Raw genomic sequence first — 25,954 nt, 5'->3', positions numbered from 1 at the left:
GAACTAGACTGGCTTCGTGACTGCCGAAACCACTCCGGACCCTTCCACCTTGACGCTCGACCTCCGCCAGGACGTTGCGCTCCTTACAGCCGCCATCATGGACATCAACAGTGTGTCCGGCAATGAAACTGAACTGGCGGACGCCATAGAAGCCGCGCTGCAGGGGATTCCCCAATTGAGCGTGCTCCGGGACGGGGATTCGATGATCGCCCGGACTGAGTTGGGCTGTGCGGAACGGGTCATCCTGGCGGGGCATCTGGACACCGTCCCGCTGCCCCTGGCGGATGGTGCGAAGGGGACCGTGCCCTCCACCTGGGGATCCGGTGTTCCCGGCAAAGGGATCCTGTACGGCCGCGGCGCGACGGACATGAAGGGCGGCGTCGCGGTGCAGCTTGCGCTGGCCGCCACAATGTTCGACGACGGGGCCTCGCCGAAGCGGGACGTCACCTTTGTCTTTTACGACCACGAGGAAGTCGAGGCCGTCAAGAGCGGCCTTGGGCGGCTGGTGCGGAACCACGGCGACCTGCTGGGCGGCGATTTCGCGATCCTGCTGGAACCAACCCACGGGACGGTGGAAGGCGGCTGCAACGGCACCAGCCGGTTTGAGGTAACGACGGTGGGGGAGTCTGCCCACTCAGCACGCGCGTGGATGGGCCGCAACGCCATCCACGCTGCGGCGCCCGTCCTGGAGAGGCTCGCAGCCTACCGGCCGGCAACAGTCAACGTGGACGGGCTGGAGTACCGGGAGAGCCTCAACGCGGTAAGGATCAACGGCGGCACTGCCGGAAACGTCATTCCGGACCGGTGCGTGGTGGAGATCAACTACCGCTTCGCCCCGGACAAGACGCCGGACCAGGCCGAAGCCGTGGTGCGGGAACTCCTTGAGGGATTCGACGTGGTCCGTACCGATGCCGCCGCCGGGGCCCGGCCCGGCCTCCACCACCCCGCCGCGGCATCCTTCGTTGCGGCGGTGGGGGCCGAGCCGAAGCCCAAGTACGGCTGGACCGACGTCGCGCGCTTCAGCGAGCTGGGGATCCCGGCGGTGAACTTCGGCCCCGGCGACCCGCTGCTGGCGCATAAGGACAACGAGCACGTCGATGCTGAAGCCATTCGTACGTGCCTGCGGGCACTGAAGGACTGGCTGGCAGGCTAGGTCCGCCAGGCCTCGCACCCCGTTAAAAAGCAGTGGCCCGGATCCTACGATCCGGGCCACTGCTTTCGGTGGGACCGCCTAGGGCGCTCCGGCCTCAACTGCGGCGGGCTCCGCCTTGGCCATTCCGCCCGCGGCCTTCTTGGATCCGCGGCGCTCGATCCACACCGCGAGGCGGGAAACGCCGATGTTGATGGCGATGTAGATGGCGGCGGCGACAAAGAAGATGGGGAACAGGAACTGGGTGCCCAGGAAGTCCGCCATCACCTGCACAGCGCGCAGTAGCTCGCCGTACGCCACGATGTAGCCGAGCGAAGTGTCCTTCAGCAGGACCACCATCTGCGCCACCAGGGAGGGCATCATGCGACGGATCGCCTGCGGAAGCTCGACCTGCATGCGGGACTGGAAGCTCGTCAGGCCAATGGCCAGCCCGGCCTCACGCTGCCCCTTCGGCAGCGACTGGATGCCGGCCCGGATGATTTCGGCGAACACGGCTGAGTTGTAGAGCACCAGGCCGGTGACAACGGCAATGAACGGCGAGGTACCGAAGCCCAGCAGGACGAACAGCATCATCAGGACCACGGGCATGCCGCGGAGGAACTCCAGCACCACCCGGGTGGGGATCCTGATGAAGGCCGCATCAGAGATGCGCAGCAGGCAGAGGAGCAGGCCCAGGGGGAAGGCGATAACCGCCGCCAGGGCTGCTGCGCTCAGGGTGGCGCCGAGGCCGTTGGCCAGGAGGGTCCACACGTCGCCGCGGGTGAAGATCTGCCAGCGTCGGCCTTCGAAAATTCCCTGCTGCGCGAGGGTCATGACAATCCACGCCAGCAGGCCGAGGATCAGCACGGAACCGGCGATCGAAGCGATCAGGGAGACGCGCCGGGCCTTGGGGCCGGGAACGTCATAAAGGACTGAGCTCATCGGGCAATCGCCACCTTTCGTTCCACCGTGCTGGCGAGGATGCCCAGCGGAACGGTGAGGAGCAGATAGAAGAACGCAGTACCCAGCAGCACCGCGATGACGGCGTCACCGTTGGCGTTGGCCAGTTGCCGGCCGTAGCCGAAAAGTTCCAGCACAAAGAACGCACCGGCCACGGACGAGTTTTTCACCAGGGCGATCAGGATGTTGATCAGCGGCGGGATCACCGTCCTCAAGGCCTGCGGCAGGATGATGAGGGACAGCACCTGGCTGAACTTCATGCCAATACTGCGGGCGGCTTCAGCCTGTCCCACCGGGACACTGTTGACACCAGAGCGGACAGCTTCGGCGATGAACGCTGCGGTGTAGGTACTGAGGGCAATGATCGCGGCAATCTCGAACTGCTCAAACTTGACCCCGAGGCGGGGGAGCACGACGGCCGCGAAGAAGAAGGCGATGGTCAAGGGTGTATTCCGGAGAACCTCGACGTAGACGGTGCTGAAGCCGCGCAGGGCAGCAACCGGGGAAACCCTGGCAGCCGCAAGGAGCGTGCCCAACACCAGCGCGATGATCCCGGATACGGCTGAAAGAAAGAGGGTACGGAGAAAACCGTTCCAGTACAGGGGCAGGTTTTCAAGAATGACGTCCATAGGATCCTTCGGCTCTGGGAGTGGACGGAAGTGAAGGCGTGGCGTTGCCGGGACCGGCGGGCCGGTCCCGGCAACGTACGGGCAGCCTAGTAGCGGTTGATTGCGGGCAGGCTGGGCGCAGTCTTGATGACCTCGCCGGCAGTGGCCTCCCAGGCCTTCTTGTAGCTTCCGTCCTTTTCAAAGGACTCCAGCTGGTCATTGATCCAGTTGCGGAACTCGGTGTCGTCCTTCTTCAGGCCGATGCCATAGGGCTCCTTGGTGAACGTTTCGTCGGAGGCCAGCTTGAAGGCGTCCGGTTCCTTGTCCACGAAGCCGGCGAGGATGACGTTGTCGGTGGTGACCGCTTCAACCTGCTTGTTGCGCAGCGGCTCCAGGCATGCGGAGTAGGTTGCGGCGGGGACCAGCTCTGCTCCGTACTTCTCCACGATGGTGGCGGCCGGCGTCGAACCCGTCACCGAGCAGACCTTCTTGCCCTTGACGTCTTCAGGCTTCTTGATGGAGTCGTTGTCCTTGTTCACCATGAGGGCCTGTCCGGCCTCGTAGTACGGTCCGGCGAAGCTGACAACCTGCTTGCGCTTGTCGTTGATGGTGTACGTGGCGATCACCAGGTCCACCTTGCCCTGCTCGATGAAGGGTTCGCGGTTGGCGGAGACGGTCTCTGACCATTCAATCTTGTCCGCGGCGATGCCCAGCTTGGCAGCGATAAGCTTGCCGATTTCAACGTCGAATCCGACGGGCTTGCCGTCCAGGCCGACCTGGCCGAAGAGCGGCTGGTCGAACTTGGTGCCGATCTTGATGCTGCCTGCCTTGGAGAGCTTCTCCATGGTGGTGCCCGCAGCGAAGGACGGCTTCTCGGCCACAGTGGGATTGGTGGTGGTGCCCGTGCCGCCTCCGCCGCAGGCGCTCAGGGACAGGGCCAGGGCAGCGGTGGCCGCCACGACGAATGATTTCCGCCGGGTCATAAATGCCTTCATGACATTCCTTTCATTGATGGCCGTGGGTCACGGCCTCGGTGCGAACTGGGAGTGTTTGTTCAGGTGTGAATCAGTGCGTCAGGAGCTTGGAAAGGAAGTCCTTGGCACGATCGCTCTTCGGGTTGGTGAAGAATTCTTCCGGGGTTGCGTCTTCGACGATCTGGCCGTCGGCCATAAAGACGACGCGGTCCGCGGCCTTGCGGGCAAAGCCCATCTCGTGCGTGACCACAATCATGGTCATGCCCTCTTTGGCCAGTTGGACCATGACGTCCAGAACCTCGTTGATCATTTCCGGGTCCAGGGCTGACGTGGGCTCATCGAACAGCATGACCTTCGGCTTCATTGCCAAAGCCCGTGCGATGGCCACGCGCTGCTGCTGCCCGCCTGAGAGCTGTGCCGGCAGTTTGGGGGCCTGGTGGCCTACGCCGACGCGTTCAAGCAGGGCCATGGCGTCCTTGTCCGCCGTGGCCTTGGCGACGCCCTTGACCTTAATGGGGCCGAGCGTCACATTCTCCAGGATGGTTTTGTGCGCAAAGAGGTTGAAGGACTGGAAAACCATCCCGACGTCGGCGCGGAGCTGGGCGAGTTCCTTGCCTTCCTCAGGAAGCACTTTCCCGTCGATGCTGATGGTTCCGGCCTCGATGGTCTCCAGGCGGTTAATGGCACGGCAGAGGGTGGACTTACCGGAGCCGGAGGGCCCGATGACCACAACAACCTCGCCCTTGCGGACCTGCAGGTTGATGTCCTTCAAAACGTGCAGCTGGCCGTAGTGCTTATTTACGCCGTTCAGGGAGACAAGCGCATCTCCGGGCACATGAGTAGTCATAGGAAAGAATCTAGCGAACAACAACTGTTTATGACGCGAATCACCGCAACTTCCTGCGGATCGTGATTCAAGAGATACCTCCCGGGGGAGGTTAGCCTTGGTGAATGAGCATCAACGCAGATCCGGCCAGAAATTCCCAGCCGCGCCGTAAGGGCCCCCTTGAACTGCGCCGCAAGCAGGCGGCCGTGGACATGTCTGACCAGCATCTGCTCGACACCAAGGGCCCCGGGCAGTTTGTCCACACCGATCCTTGGCGCGTCCTGCGCATCCAGAGCGAGTTCGTTGAAGGCTTCGGCGCCCTGGCGGACATCGGCAAGGCCGTCAGCGTCTTCGGCTCGGCGCGCACCAAACCCGGCAGCCCCTACTACGAAATGGGTGTGGAAGTGGGGCGGAAACTGGCCGAGGCCGGCGTTGCCGTCATCACCGGCGGCGGTCCCGGGTCCATGGAAGCCGCCAACCGCGGCACCGTTGAAGGCAACGGTGTGTCCGTCGGCCTGGGCATCGAACTTCCTTTTGAGCAGGGCCTGAACCAGTGGGTGGACCTGGGCATCAATTTCAGGTATTTCTTTGCCCGCAAAACCATGTTCGTCAAGTACGCGCAGGGGTTCATCGTCCTGCCGGGCGGTCTGGGCACGCTCGACGAACTTTTTGAGGCAATGGTGCTGGTGCAGACGCGAAAGGTGACCTCGTTCCCCATCGTGCTGCTGGGCGTCGAATTCTGGGGCCCCATGATCGAGTGGATCAGGGGAACCCTGGTTGCGGAAGGCATGGTCTCCGAAAAGGACCTGGACCTGATCCAGGTGGTTGATGATCCAGCAGAGGCGGTGGACAGGGTGCTCCACGTGGCCATTACCCCCTCGCTTAACGGGGAGCAGCGGCCGGAGTAGCCCGAGCGTCCGGACGGCGGCGCTCCATCCCGTCTGGCACGATGGAGCGGTGAGCTTTTTTCTGGTTTTCCTGGCCATCGTGCTGATTGGGGTGGTCTTCTGGATTGGCCCGGGGCTGCGTTCCGGCAAAACGGGCGACGGCCTCTTGCCCGGCTTGCCCGGCGGCGGTTTCGAGCAGCCGCCAGCCAACCTTCCTCCGGTCCTGCTGCCCGCACAGGCAGCCCCGGAGGACGTTGACCGCGTGCGTTTCTCCCTTGGCCTCCGTGGCTACCGGATGGACCAGGTGGACCAGGTCCTGGATGAACTGCGGGACCAGCTCGCCTCCAAACAGCAGGAAATCGACGGGCTCCGGGCAGCGCTGGCGGCTATGGAAGCTCCTCTTGGACCGGAACCCGACAAAAAGAGCACTGCGCCTGAAGAGGACCGGCTGTGAGCACAATGGCACGGCGCCGGGCAGGTCTTGTCCCGTCCCTTCAGGCGTTGGCCGCACAGGCCGGGCGGGCTGTCCAAGGCTGGCCATGGTGGCTGCAGGCCACCGCCGTCTACTTCGCGGCCCGGCTGGTCAGCGCCTGCATCTTCATGGCTGCCGCCCTGCACCAGGGTCCCAACCCCTGGTTCCCGGCCAAGCCCGATTACTGGAACTTCATCAACATCTGGGATGCGCGCTGGTACGGCCAAGTCATCGCCGGTGGCTACCCCTCCGTCCTGCCGACTGATGCCGCCGGCAACGTCCAGGAAAATGCGTGGGCTTTCTATCCGTTGTTTCCTGCCCTGGCCGGAGGCCTCAGCAGACTGACCGGACTTGTCCCCGCCGCCTCACTGACCATCATCGCCATGCTGGCCGGGTGGGGAGCCGCCCTGGTTGTATACATCCTCTTCCGGCACAAGGCCGCACCTGCGTCCGCCCTATGGGGAGTGGCCTTCTTCGCCACCTTCCCCGTGTCCGCCATCCTCCAGGTGCCCTATGCCGAGTCGCTGTCGCTGCTGCTGCTCGCGGCGGCGTTGCTGCTGGTGGTGCGCAGGCAGTACCTGTGGGCCATCCCGGTGGTGGTGCTCCTGTGCCTGTCCCGTCCGGTGGGCGTCCCGTTCGCGGCCATGCTCGGGCTGGTTCTGCTGCGCCACCTGTGGGAGCGGCTCGGTGCCCGGCAGGCCGGCAACGGGCAGCGGGAAGGAACGCACTCGAACGGCGACCTCGCGGCGCTGGCTGCCCTCACCGCCGTCGGAGGGGCCATGGCGCTTGCCTGGCCGGCGGCCGCCTGGGCGGCAACGGGCGATATCCAGGCGTACACAAAGACCGAAACCGTGTGGCGGGGCCACGACCTGGTGCCTTTCAAACCCTGGTTCGATACCGGCGTCGACCTCTTTGGCCCCGTCCTGGGCCTGCTGGCGCCGGTCGTTTTCGTGGCGCTTTTCGGCGCCATGCTGTTCCTGCCGCCGGTACGGCAACTCGGCGTGGAGCTCCGGCTGTGGTGCGCCTGCTACATGGGTTACCTGGTGGTGTTCCTGCACCCGCAGACCAGCACCTTCCGCATGCTCCTGCCGCTGTTTCCGCTTGCGCTGGGTGCTGTTTTGGTGTCCGGCTCGCGGGCCTACCGGTGGACGGTGGTCACCATGTTCCTGCTGCTGCAGATCGTCTGGATCGTCTGGTTGTGGGCCTGGGCCCAATTGCCCGGGGGAGGGGATTATCCACCCTAGCCAATGGGACTTCCGCGCAGGTCAGGACTCAAATGGCAAGACGTTGGAAATGTCCATCGATTAGCTACGGGCGGGTAATTCCGCGATAATGGTAAGTAAGCAAGGACAAAAAGCATTCAGAATACGCTCAGCCTTGGCGGTGTCCATCCACTCCGCCATAGCGGCTTGATCGACATGCGGACACAGCCCGTCCGGGCTGATCAGTCCTGGGACAAAATGGAGGGGAATTCCTCATGGCGGCTATGAAACCACGCACCGGCGACGGCCCAATGGAAGTCACCAAGGAGGGCCGCAGCCTGATCATGCGCGTCCCGCTCGAGGGCGGCGGGCGCCTGGTGGTCGAGCTGAACGCTGCCGAGGCAGCAAACCTCAAGGAATGCCTCGTCGGCGTTACCGAATAATCGTGACGGGCAGGGCCCGCAGCCAGCAGGCTGCGGGCCCTGCCCGTATCCTGGTGGCTACTTCTTGACCGCCACCAGCAGTCCGTCGCCGGTGGGAAGCATGGCGGACGCAAGCCTCTCGTCGTCGCGGATTGCCTTACCGACCTGGCGCAAGACCACCGTGGTGGCTTCACGGCCGGCGGGGTTGGCAACCTTGTCCTTGTCCAACGCATCATTGATGATCAGCAGCCCGGAGGGCTTCAGGAGCCGGATGGCCTGCTCCACATAGCCCGGGAGCCCTGGTTTGTCGGCGTCGATGAACACCAGGTCATAAGCGTTGTCAGTCAGGCGCGGCAGGACGTCGCCGGCCCGTCCGGAAATCGTGCGGGTGCGGTTGGCCGGGCTCCCTGCCTCGGAAAATGCCTCCCGGGCGGCCTTGAGGTGTTCCACGTCCACATCGATGGTGGTGAGGACGGACTGCGGGCCGAGGCCGCGGAGCAGGCAGACGCCGGACACCCCGGCGCCGGTCCCGATTTCGACGGCGGTCTGGGCTTTGGACGACGCCGCCAGCACGGTCAGGACTGCGCCCACCCCTGGTCCAACCGGTGTAACACCCAGCTCGAAGGAGCGCTCCCGGGCCCGAAGCATGACCTCATCCTCAGCGGGCAGATCTTCTGCATAGGACCAGCTGGTGGACTTGTCGGCGCTCATGGGTTTCGCTTTCTGGGCGGCAGGGGAATGTCCTTTACAGCCTACTGTGTCCGGTGGCAACAGCAGCGGAGGCGGGCGGTTGCGCCCACGGCTGAACTTCCGAACAATCAGGAAATTCCCAGACAAGTTTGAAATGATTATTATCCGCTCATCCGAAAGGTGACCGGCGCCGAATCAGTGATGTCAACAGTATCCGGGCGTTAGCATTCCACGAGGGGAGTGGACGATGTCATCTTCAGTAGTGGCACCTGTCCCTGCAGCAAATCATCCTGATCCGGAGTGGGTCCGTCCCACTTGGGAAGAAGTGGTCACCAACCACTCGGCGAAGGTTTACCGGCTCGCCTACCGCCTGACCGGTAACAAGTACGACGCCGAGGACCTCACCCAGGAGGTGTTTGTCCGTGTCTTCCGCTCGCTGGAAAACTTCAAACCTGGCACCCTTGACGGCTGGCTGCACCGGATCACCACCAACCTCTTCCTGGACCAGGCACGGAGAAAGACGCGGATCAGGTTCGATGCCCTTGCCGAGGACGCAGAGTCACGGCTTCCCGGCCGTGAACCGGGCCCCGAGCAGAGCTTCGAGCTGAACAACCTCGATGTGGACGTCCAGGCCGCGCTGGAGGAACTGCCGCCGGACTTCCGTGCCGCCGTCGTTCTGTGCGACCTTGAAGGCCTGTCCTACGACGAAGTGGCGGAAGCCCTGGGCGTGAAGCTGGGCACCGTCCGTTCACGGATCCACCGCGGACGGACCATGCTGCGGGAAAAGCTGGCCCACCGGGATCCGCGTCCGCAGCAGTCCCGCCGGAAACTGTCCATGCCGCGCATCGCCGGTATCCTCTGAACGGCGCATGAGGTCCCGTAGTCCATTCGGACGCAGGCATCAGCGCACCGGCAGCCACCTTCAGTCCTGCCAGGAATGCCATTCAGCCGTGCGGAGGGAGCGCCAGTACCTGGAGCGGCTCCGTGATGCTCCCATCCCTCCGGCCAGCGATGACCTGACGGCCCGCCTGCTCGCCCGAACGCAGGAACTGGCCGCCATGCCGCCTGCAGGCGCGCACCGGCCAGCATCGTCCCGGAGCGCCGTCCGCGTCCTGGCCCTGGCTGCCGGTGGCAGCATGGCAGCTGCCGGCGTGCTGGCCGTCGGCGCATTTGCCGCGGCAGGAGATCCCCCGCCGGGGGACACTGCAGGCAACCAGGCCGCACTCTCCCACGTCTCATCCCGGACACCCGCGGACGGCAGGCTGCTGACAGGGGAACAGCTCACCCAGCTGCGTTCTGAAGGATGGGCCTGCCCGGAGCTTGAAGCGATGGGCTTCCGTCTCGAGTCGGCGAGGGCCACCGTGCTCAATGGCCAGCCGGCAGTGGAGCTGCGGCTCACCGACGGCATCCACCAGGCAACGGTGACCGAACAGCGGACCGCCCTGCAGGCCGTCGCCGGACAAAGCGCTGCGGGACAGGAAGGTGCCGGGCCGGACATGGCCAGTCAGGACAGCAGCCCCCTGCGGGTGGGGCGGTCCTCGCCGTGGTCGGCAACCTACCGGACGCCCGGCCACACTTTTCTCTACGAGTCCGACCTGCCCGCCGAGGAGGCTGACGATGCCCTGCCTATCCTGCAGCGGCTCGGCAACCAGGCTGAGGAAGGCGTTGCGGCCCGAATCCCGGATGCCTCCCCGGAAGCGGCGGAGGAACCAATCATCACCCGGCTGCAACGTGGAGTTAACCGCATCGTTGCCTTTTTCACCCCGTAGAACGCACAGTCTTCCCGGACCACGGGCGGAAATCGTCACTGGCAGCCCGGAGAGGGTAATCTTCCTAAAGTGTTTGGAATCAACGGCCCGGAGTTCTTTCTTCTGCTGATCATTGGGGTTCTGGTGATCGGTCCCCAGCGGCTGCCCGAATACACCCAGAAACTGGCTAATCTGGTCAAGGAAGTCCGGCGCATGGCATCCGGCGCCCGTGAGCAGATCAAGGAAGAAGTGGGGATCGACATCGACGATGTCGACTGGAAGAAGTACGATCCCCGCCAGTACGATCCGCGGCGCATTATCAAAGAAGCGCTCCTGGATGACGACTCCAAGCCGGTGAGCGCCGGCGCGCCCGCTGCAGTGGCTGCCGTCTCCGGCGCAGCGGCCGTGGCAGCGGAGGCGGCGCCGCGGCGGCCGGAACGGGTGCTCCAGTCCTTGCCCCCCGGCGAGGCCGCGCCTTTCGACACCGAGGCCACCTAGCCGCTTCTTAGCGGGGCTGCAGCCCCAGTTTCATCCCCGCGAGGCCGCGCGGCTTTGCTGCCAGCCGGCCGGCGATGCCGGACAGCGCCGCGGCAGCGGGTGTATCCGGCTGCCCGAGGACTATCGGAACCCCGGAATCGCCGCCTTCCCGCAGCTGGATATCAAGCGGTATCTGCCCCAGCAGCGGCACCTCTGCGCCTACTGTTGCCGTCAGCCGGCCGGCGAGGACTGACCCGCCGCCGCTTCCGAACAATTCCATCCTGCCGCCGTCGGGCATTTCCAGGTAGGACATGTTCTCGATGACGCCGGCCACTTTCTGGCCGGTCTGCGTGGCTATGGCGCCGGCGCGCTCCGCGACGTCGGCCGCGGCGGCCTGCGGTGTGGTGACCACCAGGATTTCGGCTTTCGGCAACAGCTGGGCCACGGAGATCGCGATGTCACCGGTGCCGGGCGGCAGGTCCAGGAAAAGGGCGTCCAGGTCACCGAAGTACACGTCCGTCAGGAACTGCTCAAGGGCGCGGTGAAGCATGGGTCCGCGCCAGGCCACGGGCTGGTTGCCGCTGACGAACATCCCGATGGAGATCACCTTCACCCCATAGGCCACCGGGGGGAGGATCATGTCATCCACGCGGGTGGGCGGCTGGGTGATGCCCATGAGGCCAGGAACCGAGAAGCCATACACGTCCGCGTCCACGATCCCGACCCGCAGGCCCTGGGCGGCGAGGGCGCAGGCAAGGTTGACCGTCACGGAGGATTTGCCCACCCCGCCCTTGCCGCTCGCCACCGCATACACCTTGGTGAGTGAATCCGGCTGGTTGAACGGGATGCCGCGCTGGCCGCCGGCGCCGCGGAGCAGCTCCTTGAGGGCATCGCGCTGTTCCTGCGTCATCACTTTGAGTTCGACGTCGACGGCGGCCACTCCCGGAACGGCCAGCAGCGCCTTTGTGGCATCGGCCGTGATGGTGTCCCGGAGCGGGCAGCCGGCGATGGTGAGCAGGACAGCAAGGCTGACCCTGCCGTCGTCGGAAATGTCGACGGACTCAACCATGCCCAGCTCCGTGATGGGGCGGCGGAGCTCGGGGTCAATGACCGTGGCCAGGGCAGCGGCGACTGCGTCAGCCAACGCGGCGTTGGCGATCGGTGCGTTCATTAGCGGTCCTGGGTGGAGTGGCCGGGCTTAACCCGGGGAATCTGTTGGGTGCGGGGATTCCGCTGGCGGTCACGCTGTTCCTTCAGTTTTTCCCTGATTTTGTCGCGCGGGGATTCGTGCTGCGCCTGCCCGGCGGGATCATGGGTCCGAAGCTCTTCCTGGGCTTCCAGCATGTCTTCCAGCAGGGAGCGCAGTTCGGCACGGACGTAGTCGCGCGTGGCAACCTCGCGGAGCGCAATCCGCAGGGACGCAAGCTCCCGGGTCAGGTACTCGGTGTCTGACAGGTTGCGTTCGGCCCGCTGGCGGTCCTGCTGGAGCGAGACGCGGTCGCGGTCGTCCTGGCGGTTCTGTGCCAGGAGCAGCAGAGGTGCGGCGTAGGAGGCCTGCAGGGACAACATCAGCGTCAGCAGGGTGAAACCGAGGGCGCGGGAATCGAACTGCCACTCGAGCGGCGCCCAGGTGTTCCAGGCCAGCCAGATCACCACGAAGACGGTCATGTAGACAAGGAACTGCGGCGTGCCCATGAAGCGGGCGAAGCCTTCCGTGGCATGGCCGAAGGCATCGGGGTCCGGGGAGAACTTGGGCAGGATCCGCTGGCGGCCGCTGAGCGGCGTGTCGAGGCTGCCCTTCGATGCGGTCTTGGCCGGCATCCGCTGGTTGGGGTTCTTGGGAGCGCTGCTGTCAGCCAATACGGCCACCAAGCCTTCTTATCGGGGCTTCGCCGTCATGGGCTCGCCAGTCATCCGGCAACAGATGATCCAAAACGTCATCAACAGTCACCGCCCCCACAAGCCGGCCGGCGTCATTGACCACGGGGAGGGAGTTCAGGTTGTAGGTAGCCAGGGTCCTGGCGACTTCACTGATGTGCGCCTGGTCCGACAGCGGCTCGAGGTTCTTGTCCACCAGGTTGCCGAGAGGTTCGAACGGCGGGAACCTGAGCAGCTGCTGGATGTGGACCACGCCCAGGAAACGGCCGGTGGGGGTCTCCAGCGGGGGCCTGGCAATGAAGATGGAGGAGGCCAGCGCAGGGGAGAGTTCCTCGCGCCGGACATGCGCCAGGGCCTCGGCCACCGTGGCTTCGGGCGGCAGGATGACCGGCACCGGGGTCATGAGGCCGCCGGCGGTGTCTTCGTCGTATTCCAGCAGGCGCCGGACGTCCTCTGCGCCTTCGGGCTCCATCAGCTGGAGCAGCTCTTCGGCCTGGGCGGAAGGGAGTTCGCCGAGGAGGTCGGCGGCGTCGTCGGGATCCATCTCCTCCAGCACGTCGGCGGCGCGCTGGACGTCCAGGGCAGACAGGATCTCCACCTGGTCGTCCTCCGGAAGTTCCTGCAGGACGTCTGCCAGGCGCTCATCCTGCAGTTCGCTCGCCACTTCGAAACGGCGTTTATCGCTCATTTCCTGCAGGGCCTCGGCGAAGTCCGCGGGTTTGAGGTCTTCATGGTTGGCCACGAACTGGGTGGCAGCCTGCGGCTCGGTACGCGCGCCCTGGAGGGCGTCAGCCCAATCGATGATCAGGGTCTCGTTGCGGCGGAGCCGGCTCAGGGGGGAAAGGGAGTGGCCGCGCCGGACAAAGAGCTTGCTGACGAACCAGTCCCCGGAACGGGTCTGGTCCATGGCAATGTCCTCAATCGTGGCATCGCCGCTTCCGTCCCGGAGCGTGACGCGGCGGTCGAACATTTCGGCCACCACCAGGGTTTCGGCGCCGCGCTGCTCAAAGCGGCGGAGGTTGACCAGTCCGGTGCAGATGATCTGCGTCTGGTCGATGGAGGTGATCCGGGTCATGGGCACGAACACGCGCTTCTTGCCGGGAACTTCGACGACGATGCCCACCACGTGCGGAGCGCCCTGGGTTCCACGGGACAGCACAACAACATCGCGCAGCCGGCCCAGCCGGTCGCCCAGCGGGTCGAAGACGTCGAGGCCCAGAAGGCGCGCCACGAAGACGCGGGTAGGAGTTGTGCTCACTCCTACAGGCTACCGAGTCTGCTCTCTTTTAGCTGAATTTACAGGCAGCACACATGCGCATGGGCAAGAATGGGGGTATGGCAAACATATTTGGTGCTCCCAAGGCCGGCGGGCCCGGCGGAATGGACGAGTCCCGGGCCGTTCCCGCCGGCGACACCGTGGGTTCCTACACCTCCTACCTGGATGCCCAGAAGGCCGTGGATTACCTCGCGGACCAGCAGTTCCCCGTGCACATGGTGTCCATCGTGGGCAACGAGCTGAAGATGGTGGAGCGGGTTACGGGGCGCCTGAGCTATCCCCGGGTTGCCCTGTCCGGAGCGCTGAGCGGCATGTGGTTCGGCCTGTTCGTTGGTGTCATGCTCTCCTTCTTCGCACCGTCACCGGGGTACTTCTCCATCCTCACGTCGGTGCTGATGGGCGCGGCGTTCTTTATGCTCTTCGGCATCGTCACCTACGCCATGCAGCGGGGCAAGCGCGACTTCACCTCCACCAGCCAGGTGGTGGCCACCAGCTACGACGTCGTGGTGTCGCCGGAAGCCGCACACGAGGCGCGCCGGCTCCTTCAGCAGCTGCCCATGACGCGCTCGGATGCGGCAGCCGGCGGGGGACCGTACACCCAGCGTGACTTCCAGGGCCAGCCGTACCAGCCCCCGCAGCCGGGCCAGGCGCCCGCCCGTCCCTCGGGATGGAGTGACCCCTATGGCCAGTCTTCCGCAGGTTCATCCGCGCAGGAGCAGGCCGGTGACCACGCCGGCGCCGGGCCGCGCCAGGACGCCGCCGTCCAGGAGCAGCCGGCCCCGGCACGTGCTGTCCGGTACCCGGACCTGCCGGACGGCCGGCCCCAATATGGTGTCCGGCTGCCGCAGGGTCCCGCTGCCGGGACCGCCCAGCCCCAAGACGACCAGCACGGGGATCATGGGCAACCCGCTGACGGGCAGCAAGACGCAGACAATCAGCAGCACCCGGGCGAGGGGCGGCAGTAGCGAACGGCCGCCTTGGTGCCACAGGCAAACGCCGGCGCCACAGGCAAAAGCGGGGCTACCGGAAAACTCTTCCGGTAGCCCCGCTTTCTGTTGTCCGGCTAGGACTCTTTGGTTCCCTCGGCTTCACGGTAGATCCCGGCCATCCAGTCCTCCACGTCCCCGGCCTTGCGCGGCAGGGCGGCGCTCAGGTTGACCGGCCCGTCGGCCGTCATCAGGATGTCGTCCTCGATGCGGACGCCGATCCCGCGGTATTCCTCCGGAATGGCCAGGTCCTCGTTCTTGAAGTACAGGCCGGGTTCGATAGTGAACACCATGCCTTCCGTGAGGATGCCGTCAAGGTAGAGTTCACGCTTGGCCTGGGCGCAGTCGTGGACATCGAGCCCCAGGTGGTGGCTGGTGCCGTGCGGCATCCACCGGCGGTGCTGCTGGCCCTCGGGGCTGATGGCTTCCTTTACCGTAACCGGCAGGAGTCCCCACTCGGCAAGCCGCTCAGCCAGCACCGTGGTTGCCGCTGTGTGGATGTCGCGGAACTTCGCGCCGGGCTGAGCGGCGGCAAACCCGGCGTCGGCAGCATCCAGCACCGCTTCGTAGACCTTGCGCTGGATGTCGCTGAACACGCCACTGGCGGGAAGGGTCCGCGTGATGTCTGCCGTGTACAGGGAATCTGCTTCCACTCCGGCGTCCAGGAGGAGGAGCTCGCCGGCGTGGATCTTCCCGGTGTTGCGCGTCCAGTGCAGCACGGTTGCGTTGTTGCCGGAGGCTGCGATGGTGTCGTACCCCAGCTCATTCCCGACTTCGCGCGCACGGGCGAAGAACGCGCCTTCCACCACCCGTTCACCGCGGGCATGAGTGAGGGCGCGGGGAAGGACCTTGACCACTTCCTCGAAACCTTCAACGGTGGCTGCCACCGCGAGTTTCATCTGCTCAATCTCCCAGCTGTCCTTCAGCAGGCGCAGTTCGGACAGGGCTTCGCTTAGCTTTTCGTCGAGGGCATCGAGGACCTCGAGGTCCAGGTTCTCCGGGTCCTTTGCCGTGTTGTAGCGGGCGGTGTCCACCAGCGCGTCGATGTTTTCGTCCACTTTCCGGACCAGGCGGATGGAAATGCCGCCGATCTCCGGGGCGCCCACATCCTTGGTGATTGCCGTCTCGAGCTGGTCGATGTGTGCCGTCGCAAGGCCCAGGCGTGCCTCGAACTCGGCCAGCGTGGGGCGGGCGCCAATCCAGAATTCACCCGACCGGGAGTCTGCATAGAACTGCTCTGTGTCCCTCCCGGCCAAGGGCCGGAAGTACAGCGTGGCACGGTGGTTGCCGCCGTCGTCGCCTTTCCCTTCCTCCACCGGCTCCAGGATCAGCACCGCGTCAGGCTCGTGGTCCAGGCCCAGGCCGGTGAGGTGCGCAAAACCGGAGTGGGGGCGGAAACGGTAGTCGCAGTCGTTGGAGCGGACCTTCAGCGGGCCCGCGGGGATAAGCAGGCGTTCACCTTTGAACTGGCTGGAGATGGCCTTGCGCCGGGCCGCGGCGTAACCGGCCACGGCGTCGCGCTCGGGGAGTTCCTGGCGGGAGGGCGCCCAGTTGCTGGCCATGAAGGCCTTGAAGGCGTCGGAACTGGGCCGCTGGGAGCGGTTGTTGACGCGCTCGTCCAAGGGCTGGGAAGCAGAGTTAGGGGTGTTTTCGGCATCGTTCACGGCACCATCGTCTCACCAGCTCCGCGGCTGCGCGAACAGGCGGACCACCGGCCGGGCTGGTTCTGCCGGGGCGTGTCCGCCGACGTGGGTTGCAGCAGGGCATACGCGGGGTGAACTCAAGGTCAACTACTCTGGACAGGTGAGGATCGACCTGCATGCCCACTCCAATGTTTCCGACGGTACCGAGAATCCGGCAGACGTCATGGCATCCGCTGCCCGCGCCGGCCTGGACGTGATAGCGCTGACGGACCATGACTCCACTGCCGGCTGGGACGAAGCCTCCCTGGCAGCTGTTGAACACGGTGTTGCCCTGGTACCCGGGATGGAGGTTTCCTGCCGGACGGAGGAGGGCATCAGCGTGCACCTCCTGAGCTACCTTCACGATCCGAAGCATCCGGGGCTCCTTGAGGAAATCACCAAGGCCAAGGACGCCCGGCACACCCGCGCCGAGCGGATGGTCACCCTCCTTGCCGAGGACTACCCCCTCACCTGGGACGACGTCATCCATCATGTGGCCCCCGGCGCCACCCTCGGCCGGCCCCACATCGCAGACGCCCTCGTGGCTGCCGGCGTCGTGGAGGACCGTTCGGAGGCCTTTGCCTCCATCCTGACCTCACGGTCGCGCTACTTCATCCAGCACTACGCACCCGCGCCGGCCATCGCCGTCGAACTGGTCCGCGCCGCCGGCGGCGTCCCGGTCTTCGCCCACCCCGTGGCGTCCTCCCGGGGACGCATCGTGGGGGAGCGTGTCTACCAGGAAATGATCGACGCCGGCCTGGCGGGCCTGGAAATCGACCACCGGGACAACCCGGAGGAGGGGCGCGGCTTCCTGCGGCGGCTGGCGGCCAAGCATGACCTGCTGATTACCGGTTCCTCGGACTACCACGGCACCGGTAAGCCCAACGTGCTGGGGGAAAACCTCACCTCACCGGACGTCCTCGCCCGGATCGAGGAACTCGGGACGGGCACCAAGGTCGTGCGCGCGGAGAAGTAACTTGCTCCCACGCATTGACTAGCAGGCAGGGCCGAGTAACCTTGCGCGTACTGGGGGAGCGGCGCCAGCCGGTCCAGGTCTCATCGAGTCACTACCAACTGATGACGGAGAGATCGATGCTGAAAAAGTCCCTTGCTGCGGCCGGCCTAGCCACAGCCTTTTTGTTCGTTCCCGCAGCAGCCAACGCGCTTGACTGTATCAACGTCAGCCGGCCGCCTGCCGCGTGCGGGTCCACCTGTACTGACGGACCTATTTTGAACGGGAACTGGGCCTGGCTTCCCAGTGTCTTCGAGGGTGCTCCGGAAGTCTGGGCATTTGTCCCGCCCGGAACAGTCCAGGGGTTCGGCCTGCCCGGCGAGAAGGGCAACTTCCAGGGCGGCGAAGGCCATGCCCTACTCGTCAATGCAATCTGCGATTCCCAGGGGTCAGTACTCGTGAGCCGGCAGACGGACCACGGGATCCAGTTGATGGAGGGCTGCCCGTAAAGCCGGTGAGGGTGAAGTAAGTCGCGCTAGGTGTCGTTTTGCTGGGTCAAAACGACACTTGGCGCTACCTAGTTGGGCGGGAACGCGGTGAGCTCCGCGTGGGCACCCAGGCGCCTAGCCATGATGTCGATCGCCGGCTGGTTCTGGTCCACGCACACGAACTTCCGGTCCATCTTGGCCGCCACTGCACCCAGGGTCCCGGAGCCGGCAAAGAAGTCCAGGCACCAGTCTCCGGGCCTGCTTGAGGCGGCAACCACCCGGCGGACCAGGCCCTCGGGCTTTTGCGTCGGGTATCCGGTTTTCTCCTTGCCGGTGGGGGAGACGATGGTGTGCCACCAGACGTCGGTGGGCAGTTTCCCCAGTTCGCGCTTGGCGGGCGTCACAAGGCCCGGTGCCATGTACGGCTCACGGTCCACCTCCGCGCTGTCGAAGTGGTACTTCGCCGGGTTCTTGACGTACACCAGGATGTTGTCGTGCTTGGTGGGCCAGCGGTTCTTGGCGCGGGCTCCGTAGTCATAGGCCCAGATGATCTCGTTCAGGAAGCACTCGCGGCCAAAGATGGCATCCAGCATCACTTTGGCGTAGTGCACCTCGCGGTAGTCGAGGTGCAGGTAGAGGGTGCCGTCATCGGCCAGCAGGCGCCACGCTTCCACGAGCCGGGGCTCCAGGAAAGACCAGTAGTCGCTGAACGCGTCGTCATACCGGTGGAGCGCGCCCTTGATGGTGTCGTAGGAGCGCCCCTTGAATCCGACGCGGTCGCCGGCGCCGTCCGCATTGGCCACCATGGTGGTCTGCTGGCGCCGTTGGGCCCGGCCGGTGTTGAACGGCGGATCCACGTATATCAGTGTGAAGGCGCCGTCCGGCAGCGAGGGAAGGAAGTCCGCGTTGTCCGCGTGGACCACCAGGCTGCTGCCGTCCGGCGCCCAGACAGTGTCAGTCATGGAGGGGTTTAGGCCTCGGTGCTGCCGGGCTGCGTGGCCTTGTCGGCGCCCACTACCTCGCCGTTGCGGCGGCGGGTACGCGTGCGGGGGCGGCGGGTGCGGGAGGGCTGCTCTGCTTCGCCTGCACCGGCGTTGGCATCACCGGCAGTGACGGGAGCTGCGGCAGGCTCGGACGTACGACGGCGGCGCTCACCTGTGCGGGCAGCGGAGTCGCCGCTGCGCCCGCCTTCGCGCTTGGCGCCGCGGTCCCGGCTGTCGCGTCCCCGGCCGTCGCGGTCGCGGGAACTGCCGGCGTCGCGGCCCCCGCGGGCGTTCTTTTTGCCCGTTTCGCCCAGGTCTTCCAGGACTTCGGCGTCAACTCCGGCCAGGGTGCGCTTGTCGCGCGGGAGCCGGCCTTTGGTGCCCTCGGGAATGTCCAGGTCTTCAAAGAGGTGCGGGGAAGACGAGTAGGTCTCCACAGGCTCCGGCACGCTCAGGCCCAGGGCCTTGTTGATCAGTCCCCAGCGGGGCATGTCGTCCCAGTCCACGAAGGTGACAGCGGTGCCCTTATTGCCGGCGCGGCCGGTGCGGCCCACGCGGTGCAGGTAGATTTTTTCGTCTTCCACGCACTGGTAGTTGATGACGTGGGTGACGTCGTCGACGTCGATGCCGCGCGCGGCGACGTCGGTTGCCACCAGGACGTCCACCTTGTTGTTGCGGAAGGCCCGGAGGGCCTGCTCGCGGGCGCCCTGGCCGAGGTCGCCGTGGATGGCGGCGGCCGCGAAGCCCCGGTCCACGAGTTCCTCGGCAACCTTGGCGGCAGTGCGTTTGGTCTTTGTGAAGATGATGGTCCGGCCGCGGCCGCGGGCCTGCAGGATGCGGGCGACAACCTCGATCTTGTCCATGCTGTGCGCGCGGTAGATCAACTGGCGGATATCGCGCTTGGTGAGGCCTTCATCATCCGGATCAGCAGCACGGATGTGGGTGGGCTGGGTCATGTACCGCCGGGCCATGGCAATGACGGGGCCGGGCATGGTGGCGGAGAACAGCAGGGTCTGGCGGACCGCCGGCGTGGCCGCGATCAGGGTCTCGACGTCAGGCAGGAAGCCGAGGTCAAGCATTTCGTCGGCCTCGTCCAGGATGACGACCTTGACGTTCTTCAGGCTCAGGTGCTTCTGCTTGAAGAGGTCGATGAGGCGCCCGGGGGTACCCACCACAACCTCCACGCCGTTCTTCAGGGCTTCCACCTGGGGCTCGTAGGCCCGGCCGCCGTAGATGGTGGCGATGCGCGCGTTCCGCTTGCGGGATGCAGTCTGCAGGTCGTTGGCCACCTGCACCGCCAGTTCACGGGTGGGGACGATGACCAGTGCCTGCGGTGCACCCGGGACGGCAAGCTTTTCGTAGCCGGCGTCGTCCCGGCCCACTACCCGCTGCAGGGCGGGGATGCCGAAGCCGAGGGTCTTGCCTGTGCCGGTCTTGGCCTGGCCGATGATGTCGTGTCCGGAGAGGGCAACCGGCAGGGTCATGGCCTGGATGGGGAAGGGGTGGGTAATGCCGGCGTCGGCCAGGGACTCCACGATGTCGGCGCGGACGTTGAAGTCCGCGAAGGACTTCTCCTCAATCTCGTGCGGCTTCTCGTCGGAGATGATGGTTTCTTCGGGCTCAAGCGTTTCGGTGCCGGAGTCGTCCGTCAGAAGCTGGTGGGTATGCAATTCACTCACGTGGAGTTTCCTTATTCATTTGGGCAATGGCGCTGCCTGCTCAACGGGCCGGCCGGCAGGCCGTTCCGGAGCACGCTCAGGCGCGCAAGCAATTCCAGTGGAAGCCGATCGCGGGCTATCTTTATGCTGGCACTGGTGACCAGCGGGTGGTTCTCAAGATCGCGTAGGGGCGGGCTTGTTGGTTTCAAATCAAGGAAATCAACGACCGGGCATCCATTTCTACCTCTTCAGTCTAGCCGCAAGGGCACCGAAATCCGGCTTTTGCCCGCACTGCGGGCCGGATTTGCCACAAAACCGCCCCGGGTCACGGCGCCTTCGGCACCAGCTCGAAATGCACTTCACGGGTAGCGATGTCCGAGGACATGAGGCGCACCCGGACCTTGGTTCCGGCCTCCAGTTCACCGGCGCAGCGCGCTGTCACTGCAGGTTCGGCGATCTGGATGATCCCGGAGCCGCCGTTGCCGTTCTTGCCGTTGCCGTTTTTGCCCTTGCCGTTGCCGTTCCGGCTCATGCCGCCGTTCCCGTTCTCCTTCTGGGGCTTCGACCCTGAAATCACGATCGCGTCGAACTCCTGTCCGATGTGGTTGATCAACAGTGCCGCCTCCACCGTGTCCAGCGCCATTCGCTCCATCCGGGACGCCAGCTGGTCCGAGCCCGCCATGATCTCGGGAAGCGACGGCAGGGCGTCCCGCACCCACGCGGGCACCTCGCCGCCATTGCTCAAGGCCTCGCAGGTGACCAGCACGAAGCGGTCCACCAGGCGGCGAAGCGGGGCGGTGGTATGGGCGTACGCGGCGCCGATGGCGGACTGAACGGCGTCATCCGGGACGGTGCCGTCAAAGGCCGTATAGGCCGCCCCACGGAAGAGCATCCCTGCGGAGTGGAGGATTGCGAGCTGGCGGGGATGGGTGGGGTCCAGGCTGCGGAGGTATTCGCCGTAACTGACTTCGCCGTCCCAGGGCTTTCCGAGGGCCTCTGTCTGCAGCCGGAAATGGTTCAGGGAACGCTCGTCCGGGGCCGGCATGGTGCGCAGGATGCCCACTTTCCCGGCCAACATGAGCTGTGCGGCTGCCATGCCGGTCATCAGCGATATCTGTGCGTTCCAGTCCTCCACGGGCAGCTGCGGGGCGGCGGCGATCCGGTAGCCGCCGTCGGGAAGCTGGACAATCTCCTGGTCCGGCATGTTCAGGCTGGCACCCTCCCGGGCGCGCTCCAGCTCCACGCGCTTGAGCCCCACCTCTTTAAGGAGGCGCAGCACAGGGGAAGGGCTGCCGGCGTCCAGTTCCGCCTGGGCGCCTTTGTAGCTGAGCTTGGTGCGGCTGCGCATCCGGGCACGCCGCACGGCCACGGCCGTGACCTCCGCGTCAACGTCAAGACGGAAGTCCCACACGAACGCGGAACAGTCCTGTCCCGGCAGGAGGCTTCCCGCCCCCTCGCTGATGACTTCGGGATGCAGCGGTATGCGGCCGTCCGGCGTGTAAAAAGTCTGTCCCCGACGCCGCGTCTCAGCGTCCAGCGGGCCGCCGGGAGTAACAAACGCCGGCACGTCGGCGATGGCATAGAGAACGTGGTAGCCGTTGCCGTCCCGCTCGATGAACAGCGCCTGGTCCAGGTCGGTGGACGATGCCGGATCGATGGTAATGAATTCAACGAAAGTCAGGTCATGGGACGGCAGTTGCAATGCGGACACGGCGGCCTCGGCGTCCTTCACGGCATCATCAGGGTAGGCGCCCGGCAGCTCAAGCTCACTCCGGAGCGCGCCCAGCGCCGCTTCGAGTGCGTTGGTGTGCTCGTGGACATTGGGGGCCAGCCGATGGTGTGACACGAAAATCAGCGTAGCCCGAATTTCGTCAATAGTGCACGGAAGCGGCCCGGAGAGGAACGCCAGTTCCGGCGCGGGATTATGGGCGGGCGGCGTCCAGGGCGCTGAGGAGCGAAGCGGCGGCCGCGGCCGGATCGTCAGCCTCGGTAATGGCCCGGACCACCACGATCCGGCGTGCGCCGGCTTCCACCACCTCTTCGACGTTGGAGTGGTCGATGCCGCCAATCGCGAACCAGGGGACACCGCCGTCGGGCGTGTCCTCCTGCCCGTCCGCCCCGGCAACAGCCGTGGCGGCGTACCTCACCAGGTCAAGCCCGACGGCGGCCCGTCCGGGCTTGGTGGGTGTTGCCCAGAGCGGCCCCACGCAGAAGTAGTCCAGCGCCGAGGGGCCGGCGGCGGCAGCCAGGGCGGCGTCCACCTGCTCCGGGCTGTGGCTGGACAGGCCGATGGCCGCGTTGCCGTTCAACAGCGTCCGGGCCGCCTTGAGGGGCAGGTCCTTTTGGCCGATATGGAACACCGGGGCTCCGGACAGCACGGCGATGTCCGCCCTGTCATTCACCGCCCACAGCCGGCCGTGCCGCACCGCCGATTCCTTGAGTACGGCCAGGAGCTCCAGCTCCTCGGCGGCTTCGATGGACTTGTCCCGCAGCTGGATGATGTCCACCCCGCCCGCGAAGGCGGCATCGACGAACTGCCCGAAATCGCCCCGCTCCCGGCGCGCGTCCGTGCAGAGGTAAAGGCGTGCGGCCTGCACGCCGGAACTGCCTTCGGCGTTGAGAAAGGCGTCGGTAGCCGGGACGGGGGATGCAGCGGCAGGAGGGTGGGACACATTCATGGGTGCCAGCCTAGTTCCTCTAGACTGGGCCTCGTACTGCGGGAGCCGCGGCAGCTGTCATAAAGCGCCGGGCTGAGAGGGCGTCAGAGCCGACCGCTTGACCTGATCCGGCTAATACCGGCGTAGGGAAGGAGACACTTATGCCCAATGCGCTCGACGCCCCGTACCGGCCCGCGCCCGGCTCCGCACTGGAGGCCGACGTTGCGGTCATCGGCGGGGGAGTCATCGGCCACGGCATCGCCTGGGAGGCGAGGCGGTCCGGACATTCAGCGGTGGTAATCGATGACGCCCCCGGCTCCGGTGCCAGCTGGGCCGCGGCGGGGATGCTTGCCCCGGTGAGCGAACTGCATTACCAGGAGGAGGACCTCCTGGAGCTCATGCTGGAGGCCTCCGGGCGCTGGCCGGGTTTCGCCGCTGGCCTTGCCGCGGCTGCCGGTTCGGATCCCGGGTATCTTACGACGCCGACCCTCGCCGTGGGTGCCGACGCTGCGGACCGGCAGGCGCTGCTGGACCTGCGCGAGGTGCAGCAGGCCAATGGACTGACGGTTGAGCCCCTCACCATCCGTGAAGCCCGGCGCCGGGAGCCGCTGTTGAGCCCGGCCATTGCCTCGGCGCTGAATACACCGGCGGACCACCAGGTGGACCCCAGGCTGCTGGTCGCCTGCTTCCGCCGTGCCCTGGCCCGGCACGCCGGCGGAACCGGCGGAAGCTTCGTGGCCGGAGCCGCCGAGGGCTACGCCGTGCCGGACCGGGCAGCGGGCCTGCTCTGGCGGGACGGAGCCGTCGCCGGTGTCACGCTGGAGGGCGGAGGAACGGTGGCGGCCAGGGAGACCGTAGTGGCCAACGGACTGCACGCTGCGGCCCTGACCGGGCTGCCGGAAAAGCTGCACCTGCCGTTGCGGCCGGTCCACGGTGACATCCTTCGCCTCGCCGTCCCCGCCCACCTTCAGCCGCTGCTGACCTCCACCGTCCGCGGACTGGTCCGCGGGATCCCTGTGTACATCGTCCCCCGGCAGGACGGCACCGTGGTGATCGGGGCAACGCAGCGTGAGGACGCACTGGGGAAGGACAGCGGAACCAGCGCGGGGGCAGTGTCGGCAGGGGGCGTCTACCAGTTGCTGCGCGACGCCCAGGTCCTGGTGCCTGCGGTGGCGGAACTTGAGCTGCTGGAATGCACGGCCCGGGCCCGTCCCGGCACACCTGACAACGCCCCGCTGCTCGGGCGGGTCCCCCTGGAGGACGGCCCTTCAGGGCAAAGCCGCGTGGAGGGGCTCATCATTGCCACCGGTTTCTTCCGCCACGGCGTCCTCCTCACCCCGGCAGCGGCCGCGATATGCCGGGACCTGCTCGAAGGCAGGGAGGACCCCCGCTGGGCCCCCTTCAATCCCGGCCGCTTTTCCGGCGTCGCCGTTCGGCCTGCTGCAGCGGCCACCCTACCCAACCCCAAGGAGACAGCATGAACATCACCCTGAACGGAACCGGACATACAGTCGCCGACGGCGCGTCCATCACCGCGCTCGTCACCGAGGTCACCGGCCGCGCACTGGCCGCTGACGGCCACGCAACCGACGGCCGGAAATTGGGCGTCGCCGTTGCGCGCAACGCCCAGGTGGTGCCCCGGAGCCAGTGGTTCGCTACCGCACTCTCCGAGGGTGACGACGTCGAACTTGTCACGGCAGTACAGGGAGGCTGAACACCATGACGGAAACCCGCAGCACCCTCGACGGCACCCGGCCGGACCTTCATGATCCCCTGGTGATCGACGGCGTCGCGCTCGCGTCCCGGCTCATTATGGGCACGGGCGGCGCGCCCAGCCTTGACGGCCTCGGCGCCGCGCTCCTGGCCTCCGGCACCTCCCTCACCACCGTGGCCATGCGCCGCTATTCACCCCGGGAGGCAGGCTCGCTTTTCCAGCTCCTCCTGGACCACGGCATCAAGGTCCTGCCCAACACGGCGGGGTGCTTCACTGCCCGGGACGCCGTCCTCACCGCGGAGCTCGCCAGGGAGGCCCTGGAAACCGACTGGGTGAAGCTGGAAGTCATTGCTGACGAACACACCCTCCTGCCGGATGCCGTGGAACTCGTGGACGCCACCGAACAGCTGGTTAACCGGGGGTTCAAGGTTTTTGCGTACACCAATGACGACCCCGTCCTGGCGCTTCGGCTCGAGAACCTGGGAGCTACCGCGGTCATGCCGCTCGGCTCGCCCATTGGCACCGGCCTGGGCATCCTCAACCCGCACAACATCGAGCTCATCGTGTCCCGGGCCTCGGTTCCGGTGGTGCTGGATGCGGGAATCGGCACGGCGTCCGACGCCGCCCTCGCGATGGAACTCGGATGTGATGCCGTGCTCCTGGCCACGGCGGTGACCCGGGCACAGGACCCGGCCATGATGGGCGCCGCCTTCAAGCACGCCGTCATCGCAGGTAGGCTGGCGAAAGCGGCAGGTCGCATACCTCGCCGTGAACACGCGCTGGCGTCGTCGGCGATGGAAGGCCGGGCCGAGTTCCTGTAGGCCCGCTTTCCGCCGGCCGGCGCCTTGATTCAAGGAGCAGCAGTGGCCGGCAAAGACGCCCTTCCCCCGGAACGAATCGACGAAGCCTTGGCTGGACTGCCTGATTGGCGGACCGACAATGGCGGATTGGTCACTGTCTTCAAGATGCCGACGGCGGTTGCCGCACTTGAGCTGATTGCCGCCGTCGGACGTCTGGCCGAGGAACAAAACCACCATCCCGACCTCGACTGGCGTTACAACCGCGTCTTTATCCGCTACACGTCCCACGACGCCGGGGGGCAGGTGACTGACCGGGACATCGCGGCAGCTGCGGGAGCAAGTGAAGCTGCGGCAGCGGCGGGGGCCGTGGCCGAGCCGGCGAAGTACGGGCCGGGGCGTTAGTAGCCTCGCCACCAGCCACTGGTCCCTAAGCAGCAATGGCCGCCACCCCTGGCGGGATGGCGGCCACTGCTGCCGGTTGCCTT

General features: G+C 66.1%; 28 protein-coding genes and 1 riboswitch. Of the genes, 15 read left to right on the top strand and 13 right to left on the bottom strand.

Annotated features, from left to right (window positions below; genetic code table 11):
- The first annotated feature begins 16 nt into the window (after window positions 1-16).
- A complete protein-coding gene (dapE, locus tag U7114_RS04295) occupies window positions 17-1,153 on the top strand; it encodes a succinyl-diaminopimelate desuccinylase (RefSeq protein ID WP_323056620.1) in 1,137 nt (378 codons plus the stop codon).
- 78 nt (window positions 1,154-1,231) lie between these two features.
- On the opposite strand, the gene U7114_RS04290 is transcribed toward dapE, so the two are convergent.
- The 4 genes from U7114_RS04290 to U7114_RS04275 all read right to left on the bottom strand — a co-directional run bounded on the left by U7114_RS04290 (window position 1,232) and on the right by U7114_RS04275 (window position 4,518).
- A complete protein-coding gene (locus tag U7114_RS04290; protein ID WP_157241699.1) occupies window positions 1,232-2,071 on the bottom strand; it encodes an amino acid ABC transporter permease in 840 nt (279 codons plus the stop codon).
- Window positions 2,068-2,718 carry an amino acid ABC transporter permease gene (locus U7114_RS04285; protein ID WP_157241700.1) on the bottom strand — a complete coding sequence of 217 codons (651 nt, stop codon included), beginning with the start codon at window positions 2,716-2,718 and terminating at the stop codon, window positions 2,068-2,070. The genes U7114_RS04290 and U7114_RS04285 overlap by 4 nt, the downstream gene beginning before the upstream one ends.
- Before the next feature lie 86 nt (window positions 2,719-2,804).
- Window positions 2,805-3,692 carry a glutamate ABC transporter substrate-binding protein gene (locus U7114_RS04280; RefSeq protein ID WP_157241701.1) on the bottom strand — a complete coding sequence of 296 codons (888 nt, stop codon included), beginning with the start codon at window positions 3,690-3,692 and terminating at the stop codon, window positions 2,805-2,807.
- A gap of 70 nt (window positions 3,693-3,762) precedes the next feature.
- Window positions 3,763-4,518 carry an amino acid ABC transporter ATP-binding protein gene (locus tag U7114_RS04275; protein WP_157241702.1) on the bottom strand — a complete coding sequence of 252 codons (756 nt, stop codon included), beginning with the start codon at window positions 4,516-4,518 and terminating at the stop codon, window positions 3,763-3,765.
- Between the two features lie 104 nt (window positions 4,519-4,622).
- Between U7114_RS04275 and U7114_RS04270 the strand changes: the two genes are divergently transcribed.
- From U7114_RS04270 to U7114_RS04255, 4 genes are all read left to right on the top strand, one after another.
- A complete protein-coding gene (locus U7114_RS04270) occupies window positions 4,623-5,405 on the top strand; it encodes a TIGR00730 family Rossman fold protein (protein ID WP_104998519.1) in 783 nt (260 codons plus the stop codon).
- A gap of 49 nt (window positions 5,406-5,454) precedes the next feature.
- Complete coding sequence (locus U7114_RS04265; RefSeq protein WP_321213991.1) at window positions 5,455-5,838, top strand: DivIVA domain-containing protein; 384 nt, start codon at window positions 5,455-5,457, stop codon at window positions 5,836-5,838.
- A gap of 5 nt (window positions 5,839-5,843) precedes the next feature.
- Window positions 5,844-7,100, top strand: a complete 1,257-nt coding sequence (locus U7114_RS04260; protein WP_416235543.1) for a hypothetical protein — start codon at window positions 5,844-5,846, stop codon at window positions 7,098-7,100.
- A gap of 233 nt (window positions 7,101-7,333) precedes the next feature.
- Window positions 7,334-7,501 carry a DUF3117 domain-containing protein gene (locus U7114_RS04255; protein ID WP_009357720.1) on the top strand — a complete coding sequence of 56 codons (168 nt, stop codon included), beginning with the start codon at window positions 7,334-7,336 and terminating at the stop codon, window positions 7,499-7,501.
- A gap of 57 nt (window positions 7,502-7,558) precedes the next feature.
- On the opposite strand, the gene U7114_RS04250 is transcribed toward U7114_RS04255, so the two are convergent.
- Complete coding sequence (locus U7114_RS04250) at window positions 7,559-8,191, bottom strand: O-methyltransferase (RefSeq protein ID WP_157241704.1); 633 nt, start codon at window positions 8,189-8,191, stop codon at window positions 7,559-7,561.
- Between the two features lie 226 nt (window positions 8,192-8,417).
- On the opposite strand from U7114_RS04250, the gene sigE reads away from it, so the two are divergent.
- The 3 genes from sigE (at window position 8,418) to U7114_RS04235 (ending at window position 10,416) form a co-directional block, all read left to right on the top strand.
- Window positions 8,418-9,032 carry an RNA polymerase sigma factor SigE gene (sigE, locus tag U7114_RS04245; RefSeq protein WP_139029816.1) on the top strand — a complete coding sequence of 205 codons (615 nt, stop codon included), beginning with the start codon at window positions 8,418-8,420 and terminating at the stop codon, window positions 9,030-9,032.
- An 88-nt stretch (window positions 9,033-9,120) separates the two neighbouring features.
- Window positions 9,121-9,939 carry an anti-sigma factor gene (locus tag U7114_RS04240; protein WP_323056618.1) on the top strand — a complete coding sequence of 273 codons (819 nt, stop codon included), beginning with the start codon at window positions 9,121-9,123 and terminating at the stop codon, window positions 9,937-9,939.
- A 69-nt stretch (window positions 9,940-10,008) separates the two neighbouring features.
- Window positions 10,009-10,416: a Sec-independent protein translocase TatB gene (locus U7114_RS04235; protein WP_104998514.1), complete on the top strand. Its 408-nt coding sequence runs from the start codon at window positions 10,009-10,011 to the stop codon at window positions 10,414-10,416.
- A 7-nt stretch (window positions 10,417-10,423) separates the two neighbouring features.
- Here the strand turns inward: U7114_RS04235 and U7114_RS04230 are convergent, their stop codons facing one another.
- From U7114_RS04230 to U7114_RS04220, 3 genes are read right to left on the bottom strand one after another with little or no spacing between them, the layout of a single operon-like run.
- Window positions 10,424-11,566, bottom strand: a complete 1,143-nt coding sequence (locus U7114_RS04230) for an Mrp/NBP35 family ATP-binding protein (protein WP_323056617.1) — start codon at window positions 11,564-11,566, stop codon at window positions 10,424-10,426.
- The gene (locus U7114_RS04225) at window positions 11,566-12,216 is read right to left on the bottom strand and encodes a DUF1003 domain-containing protein (RefSeq protein ID WP_157243059.1); all 651 of its coding nucleotides are present in this window, start codon (window positions 12,214-12,216) and stop codon (window positions 11,566-11,568) included. The genes U7114_RS04230 and U7114_RS04225 overlap by 1 nt, the downstream gene beginning before the upstream one ends.
- A gap of 31 nt (window positions 12,217-12,247) precedes the next feature.
- The gene (locus U7114_RS04220; RefSeq protein WP_104998511.1) at window positions 12,248-13,531 is read right to left on the bottom strand and encodes a magnesium transporter MgtE N-terminal domain-containing protein; all 1,284 of its coding nucleotides are present in this window, start codon (window positions 13,529-13,531) and stop codon (window positions 12,248-12,250) included.
- 77 nt (window positions 13,532-13,608) lie between these two features.
- Here U7114_RS04220 and U7114_RS04215 point away from each other — a divergent pair, with 77 nt between their 5' ends.
- Window positions 13,609-14,514: a general stress protein gene (locus U7114_RS04215; RefSeq protein WP_323056616.1), complete on the top strand. Its 906-nt coding sequence runs from the start codon at window positions 13,609-13,611 to the stop codon at window positions 14,512-14,514.
- A 98-nt stretch (window positions 14,515-14,612) separates the two neighbouring features.
- On the opposite strand, the gene U7114_RS04210 is transcribed toward U7114_RS04215, so the two are convergent.
- Window positions 14,613-16,199: an aminopeptidase P family protein gene (locus U7114_RS04210; protein ID WP_321213986.1), complete on the bottom strand. Its 1,587-nt coding sequence runs from the start codon at window positions 16,197-16,199 to the stop codon at window positions 14,613-14,615.
- Window positions 16,200-16,338: 139 nt separating this feature from the next.
- Between U7114_RS04210 and U7114_RS04205 the strand changes: the two genes are divergently transcribed.
- Together U7114_RS04205 and U7114_RS04200 are read left to right on the top strand one after the other, a co-directional pair.
- Entirely contained in the window at window positions 16,339-17,193 is an 855-nt protein-coding gene (locus tag U7114_RS04205) for a PHP domain-containing protein (RefSeq protein ID WP_323056615.1), read from the top strand.
- 254 nt (window positions 17,194-17,447) lie between these two features.
- On the top strand, window positions 17,448-17,678 hold the full coding sequence (locus U7114_RS04200) for a hypothetical protein (RefSeq protein WP_157241708.1): 231 nt from the start codon (window positions 17,448-17,450) through the stop codon (window positions 17,676-17,678).
- A 68-nt stretch (window positions 17,679-17,746) separates the two neighbouring features.
- Here the strand turns inward: U7114_RS04200 and U7114_RS04195 are convergent, their stop codons facing one another.
- The 4 genes from U7114_RS04195 to thiE form a co-directional block, all read right to left on the bottom strand.
- A complete protein-coding gene (locus U7114_RS04195) occupies window positions 17,747-18,619 on the bottom strand; it encodes a DNA-methyltransferase (RefSeq protein WP_157241709.1) in 873 nt (290 codons plus the stop codon).
- Between the two features lie 8 nt (window positions 18,620-18,627).
- Window positions 18,628-20,319, bottom strand: a complete 1,692-nt coding sequence (locus tag U7114_RS04190; protein ID WP_323056614.1) for a DEAD/DEAH box helicase — start codon at window positions 20,317-20,319, stop codon at window positions 18,628-18,630.
- Between the two features lie 304 nt (window positions 20,320-20,623).
- Window positions 20,624-22,144, bottom strand: a complete 1,521-nt coding sequence (locus tag U7114_RS04185) for an RNB domain-containing ribonuclease (protein WP_323056613.1) — start codon at window positions 22,142-22,144, stop codon at window positions 20,624-20,626.
- 76 nt (window positions 22,145-22,220) lie between these two features.
- Window positions 22,221-22,976 carry a thiamine phosphate synthase gene (gene thiE / locus U7114_RS04180; protein WP_321213981.1) on the bottom strand — a complete coding sequence of 252 codons (756 nt, stop codon included), beginning with the start codon at window positions 22,974-22,976 and terminating at the stop codon, window positions 22,221-22,223.
- Window positions 22,977-23,004: 28 nt separating this feature from the next.
- Window positions 23,005-23,122, top strand: a riboswitch (TPP riboswitch).
- Between thiE and thiO the strand changes: the two genes are divergently transcribed.
- The 4 genes from thiO (at window position 23,117) to U7114_RS04160 (ending at window position 25,871) form a co-directional block, all read left to right on the top strand.
- Entirely contained in the window at window positions 23,117-24,436 is a 1,320-nt protein-coding gene (gene thiO / locus U7114_RS04175) for a glycine oxidase ThiO (RefSeq protein ID WP_323056612.1), read from the top strand. It overlaps the preceding riboswitch by 6 nt.
- Window positions 24,433-24,669, top strand: coding sequence for a sulfur carrier protein ThiS (thiS, locus tag U7114_RS04170; RefSeq protein WP_321213979.1), 237 nt, complete (start codon window positions 24,433-24,435; stop codon window positions 24,667-24,669). The genes thiO and thiS overlap by 4 nt, the downstream gene beginning before the upstream one ends.
- Window positions 24,670-24,674: 5 nt before the next feature.
- Window positions 24,675-25,490 carry a thiazole synthase gene (locus U7114_RS04165; RefSeq protein ID WP_323056611.1) on the top strand — a complete coding sequence of 272 codons (816 nt, stop codon included), beginning with the start codon at window positions 24,675-24,677 and terminating at the stop codon, window positions 25,488-25,490.
- A 42-nt stretch (window positions 25,491-25,532) separates the two neighbouring features.
- Window positions 25,533-25,871 (top strand): 4a-hydroxytetrahydrobiopterin dehydratase, encoded by a 339-nt coding sequence (locus U7114_RS04160; protein ID WP_323056610.1) that lies wholly within the window; start codon window positions 25,533-25,535, stop codon window positions 25,869-25,871.
- The last annotated feature ends 83 nt before the right edge of the window (window positions 25,872-25,954 follow it).

It is taken from the genome of Pseudarthrobacter sp. C1, from assembly GCF_034720455.1.
In the GTDB taxonomy this organism is placed as follows: Bacteria; Actinomycetota; Actinomycetes; order Actinomycetales; family Micrococcaceae; genus Arthrobacter.
Note: the sequence above shows the minus strand (reverse complement) of the source record. Positions and strands in the feature narration are given on the sequence as shown.

Bases quoted from the DNA above. Each gene is read 5' to 3' on its own strand.
- U7114_RS04290 (WP_157241699.1), bottom strand. From the start codon at position 2,071: ATGAGCTCAGTCCTTTATGACGTTCCCGGCCCCAAGGCCCGGCGCGTC.
- U7114_RS04285 (WP_157241700.1), bottom strand. From the start codon at position 2,718: ATGGACGTCATTCTTGAAAACCTGCCCCTGTACTGGAACGGTTTTCTC.
- U7114_RS04280 (WP_157241701.1), bottom strand. From the start codon at position 3,692: ATGAAGGCATTTATGACCCGGCGGAAATCATTCGTCGTGGCGGCCACC.
- U7114_RS04275 (WP_157241702.1), bottom strand. From the start codon at position 4,518: ATGACTACTCATGTGCCCGGAGATGCGCTTGTCTCCCTGAACGGCGTA.
- U7114_RS04270 (WP_104998519.1), top strand. From the start codon at position 4,623: ATGAGCATCAACGCAGATCCGGCCAGAAATTCCCAGCCGCGCCGTAAG.
- U7114_RS04260 (WP_416235543.1), top strand. From the start codon at position 5,844: ATGGCACGGCGCCGGGCAGGTCTTGTCCCGTCCCTTCAGGCGTTGGCC.
- U7114_RS04255 (WP_009357720.1), top strand. From the start codon at position 7,334: ATGGCGGCTATGAAACCACGCACCGGCGACGGCCCAATGGAAGTCACC.
- U7114_RS04250 (WP_157241704.1), bottom strand. From the start codon at position 8,191: ATGAGCGCCGACAAGTCCACCAGCTGGTCCTATGCAGAAGATCTGCCC.
- sigE (WP_139029816.1), top strand. From the start codon at position 8,418: ATGTCATCTTCAGTAGTGGCACCTGTCCCTGCAGCAAATCATCCTGAT.
- U7114_RS04230 (WP_323056617.1), bottom strand. From the start codon at position 11,566: ATGAACGCACCGATCGCCAACGCCGCGTTGGCTGACGCAGTCGCCGCT.
- U7114_RS04225 (WP_157243059.1), bottom strand. From the start codon at position 12,216: ATGCCGGCCAAGACCGCATCGAAGGGCAGCCTCGACACGCCGCTCAGC.
- U7114_RS04215 (WP_323056616.1), top strand. From the start codon at position 13,609: ATGGCAAACATATTTGGTGCTCCCAAGGCCGGCGGGCCCGGCGGAATG.
- U7114_RS04195 (WP_157241709.1), bottom strand. From the start codon at position 18,619: ATGACTGACACTGTCTGGGCGCCGGACGGCAGCAGCCTGGTGGTCCAC.
- thiE (WP_321213981.1), bottom strand. From the start codon at position 22,976: ATGAATGTGTCCCACCCTCCTGCCGCTGCATCCCCCGTCCCGGCTACC.
- thiO (WP_323056612.1), top strand. From the start codon at position 23,117: ATGCCCAATGCGCTCGACGCCCCGTACCGGCCCGCGCCCGGCTCCGCA.
- thiS (WP_321213979.1), top strand. From the start codon at position 24,433: ATGAACATCACCCTGAACGGAACCGGACATACAGTCGCCGACGGCGCG.
- U7114_RS04165 (WP_323056611.1), top strand. From the start codon at position 24,675: ATGACGGAAACCCGCAGCACCCTCGACGGCACCCGGCCGGACCTTCAT.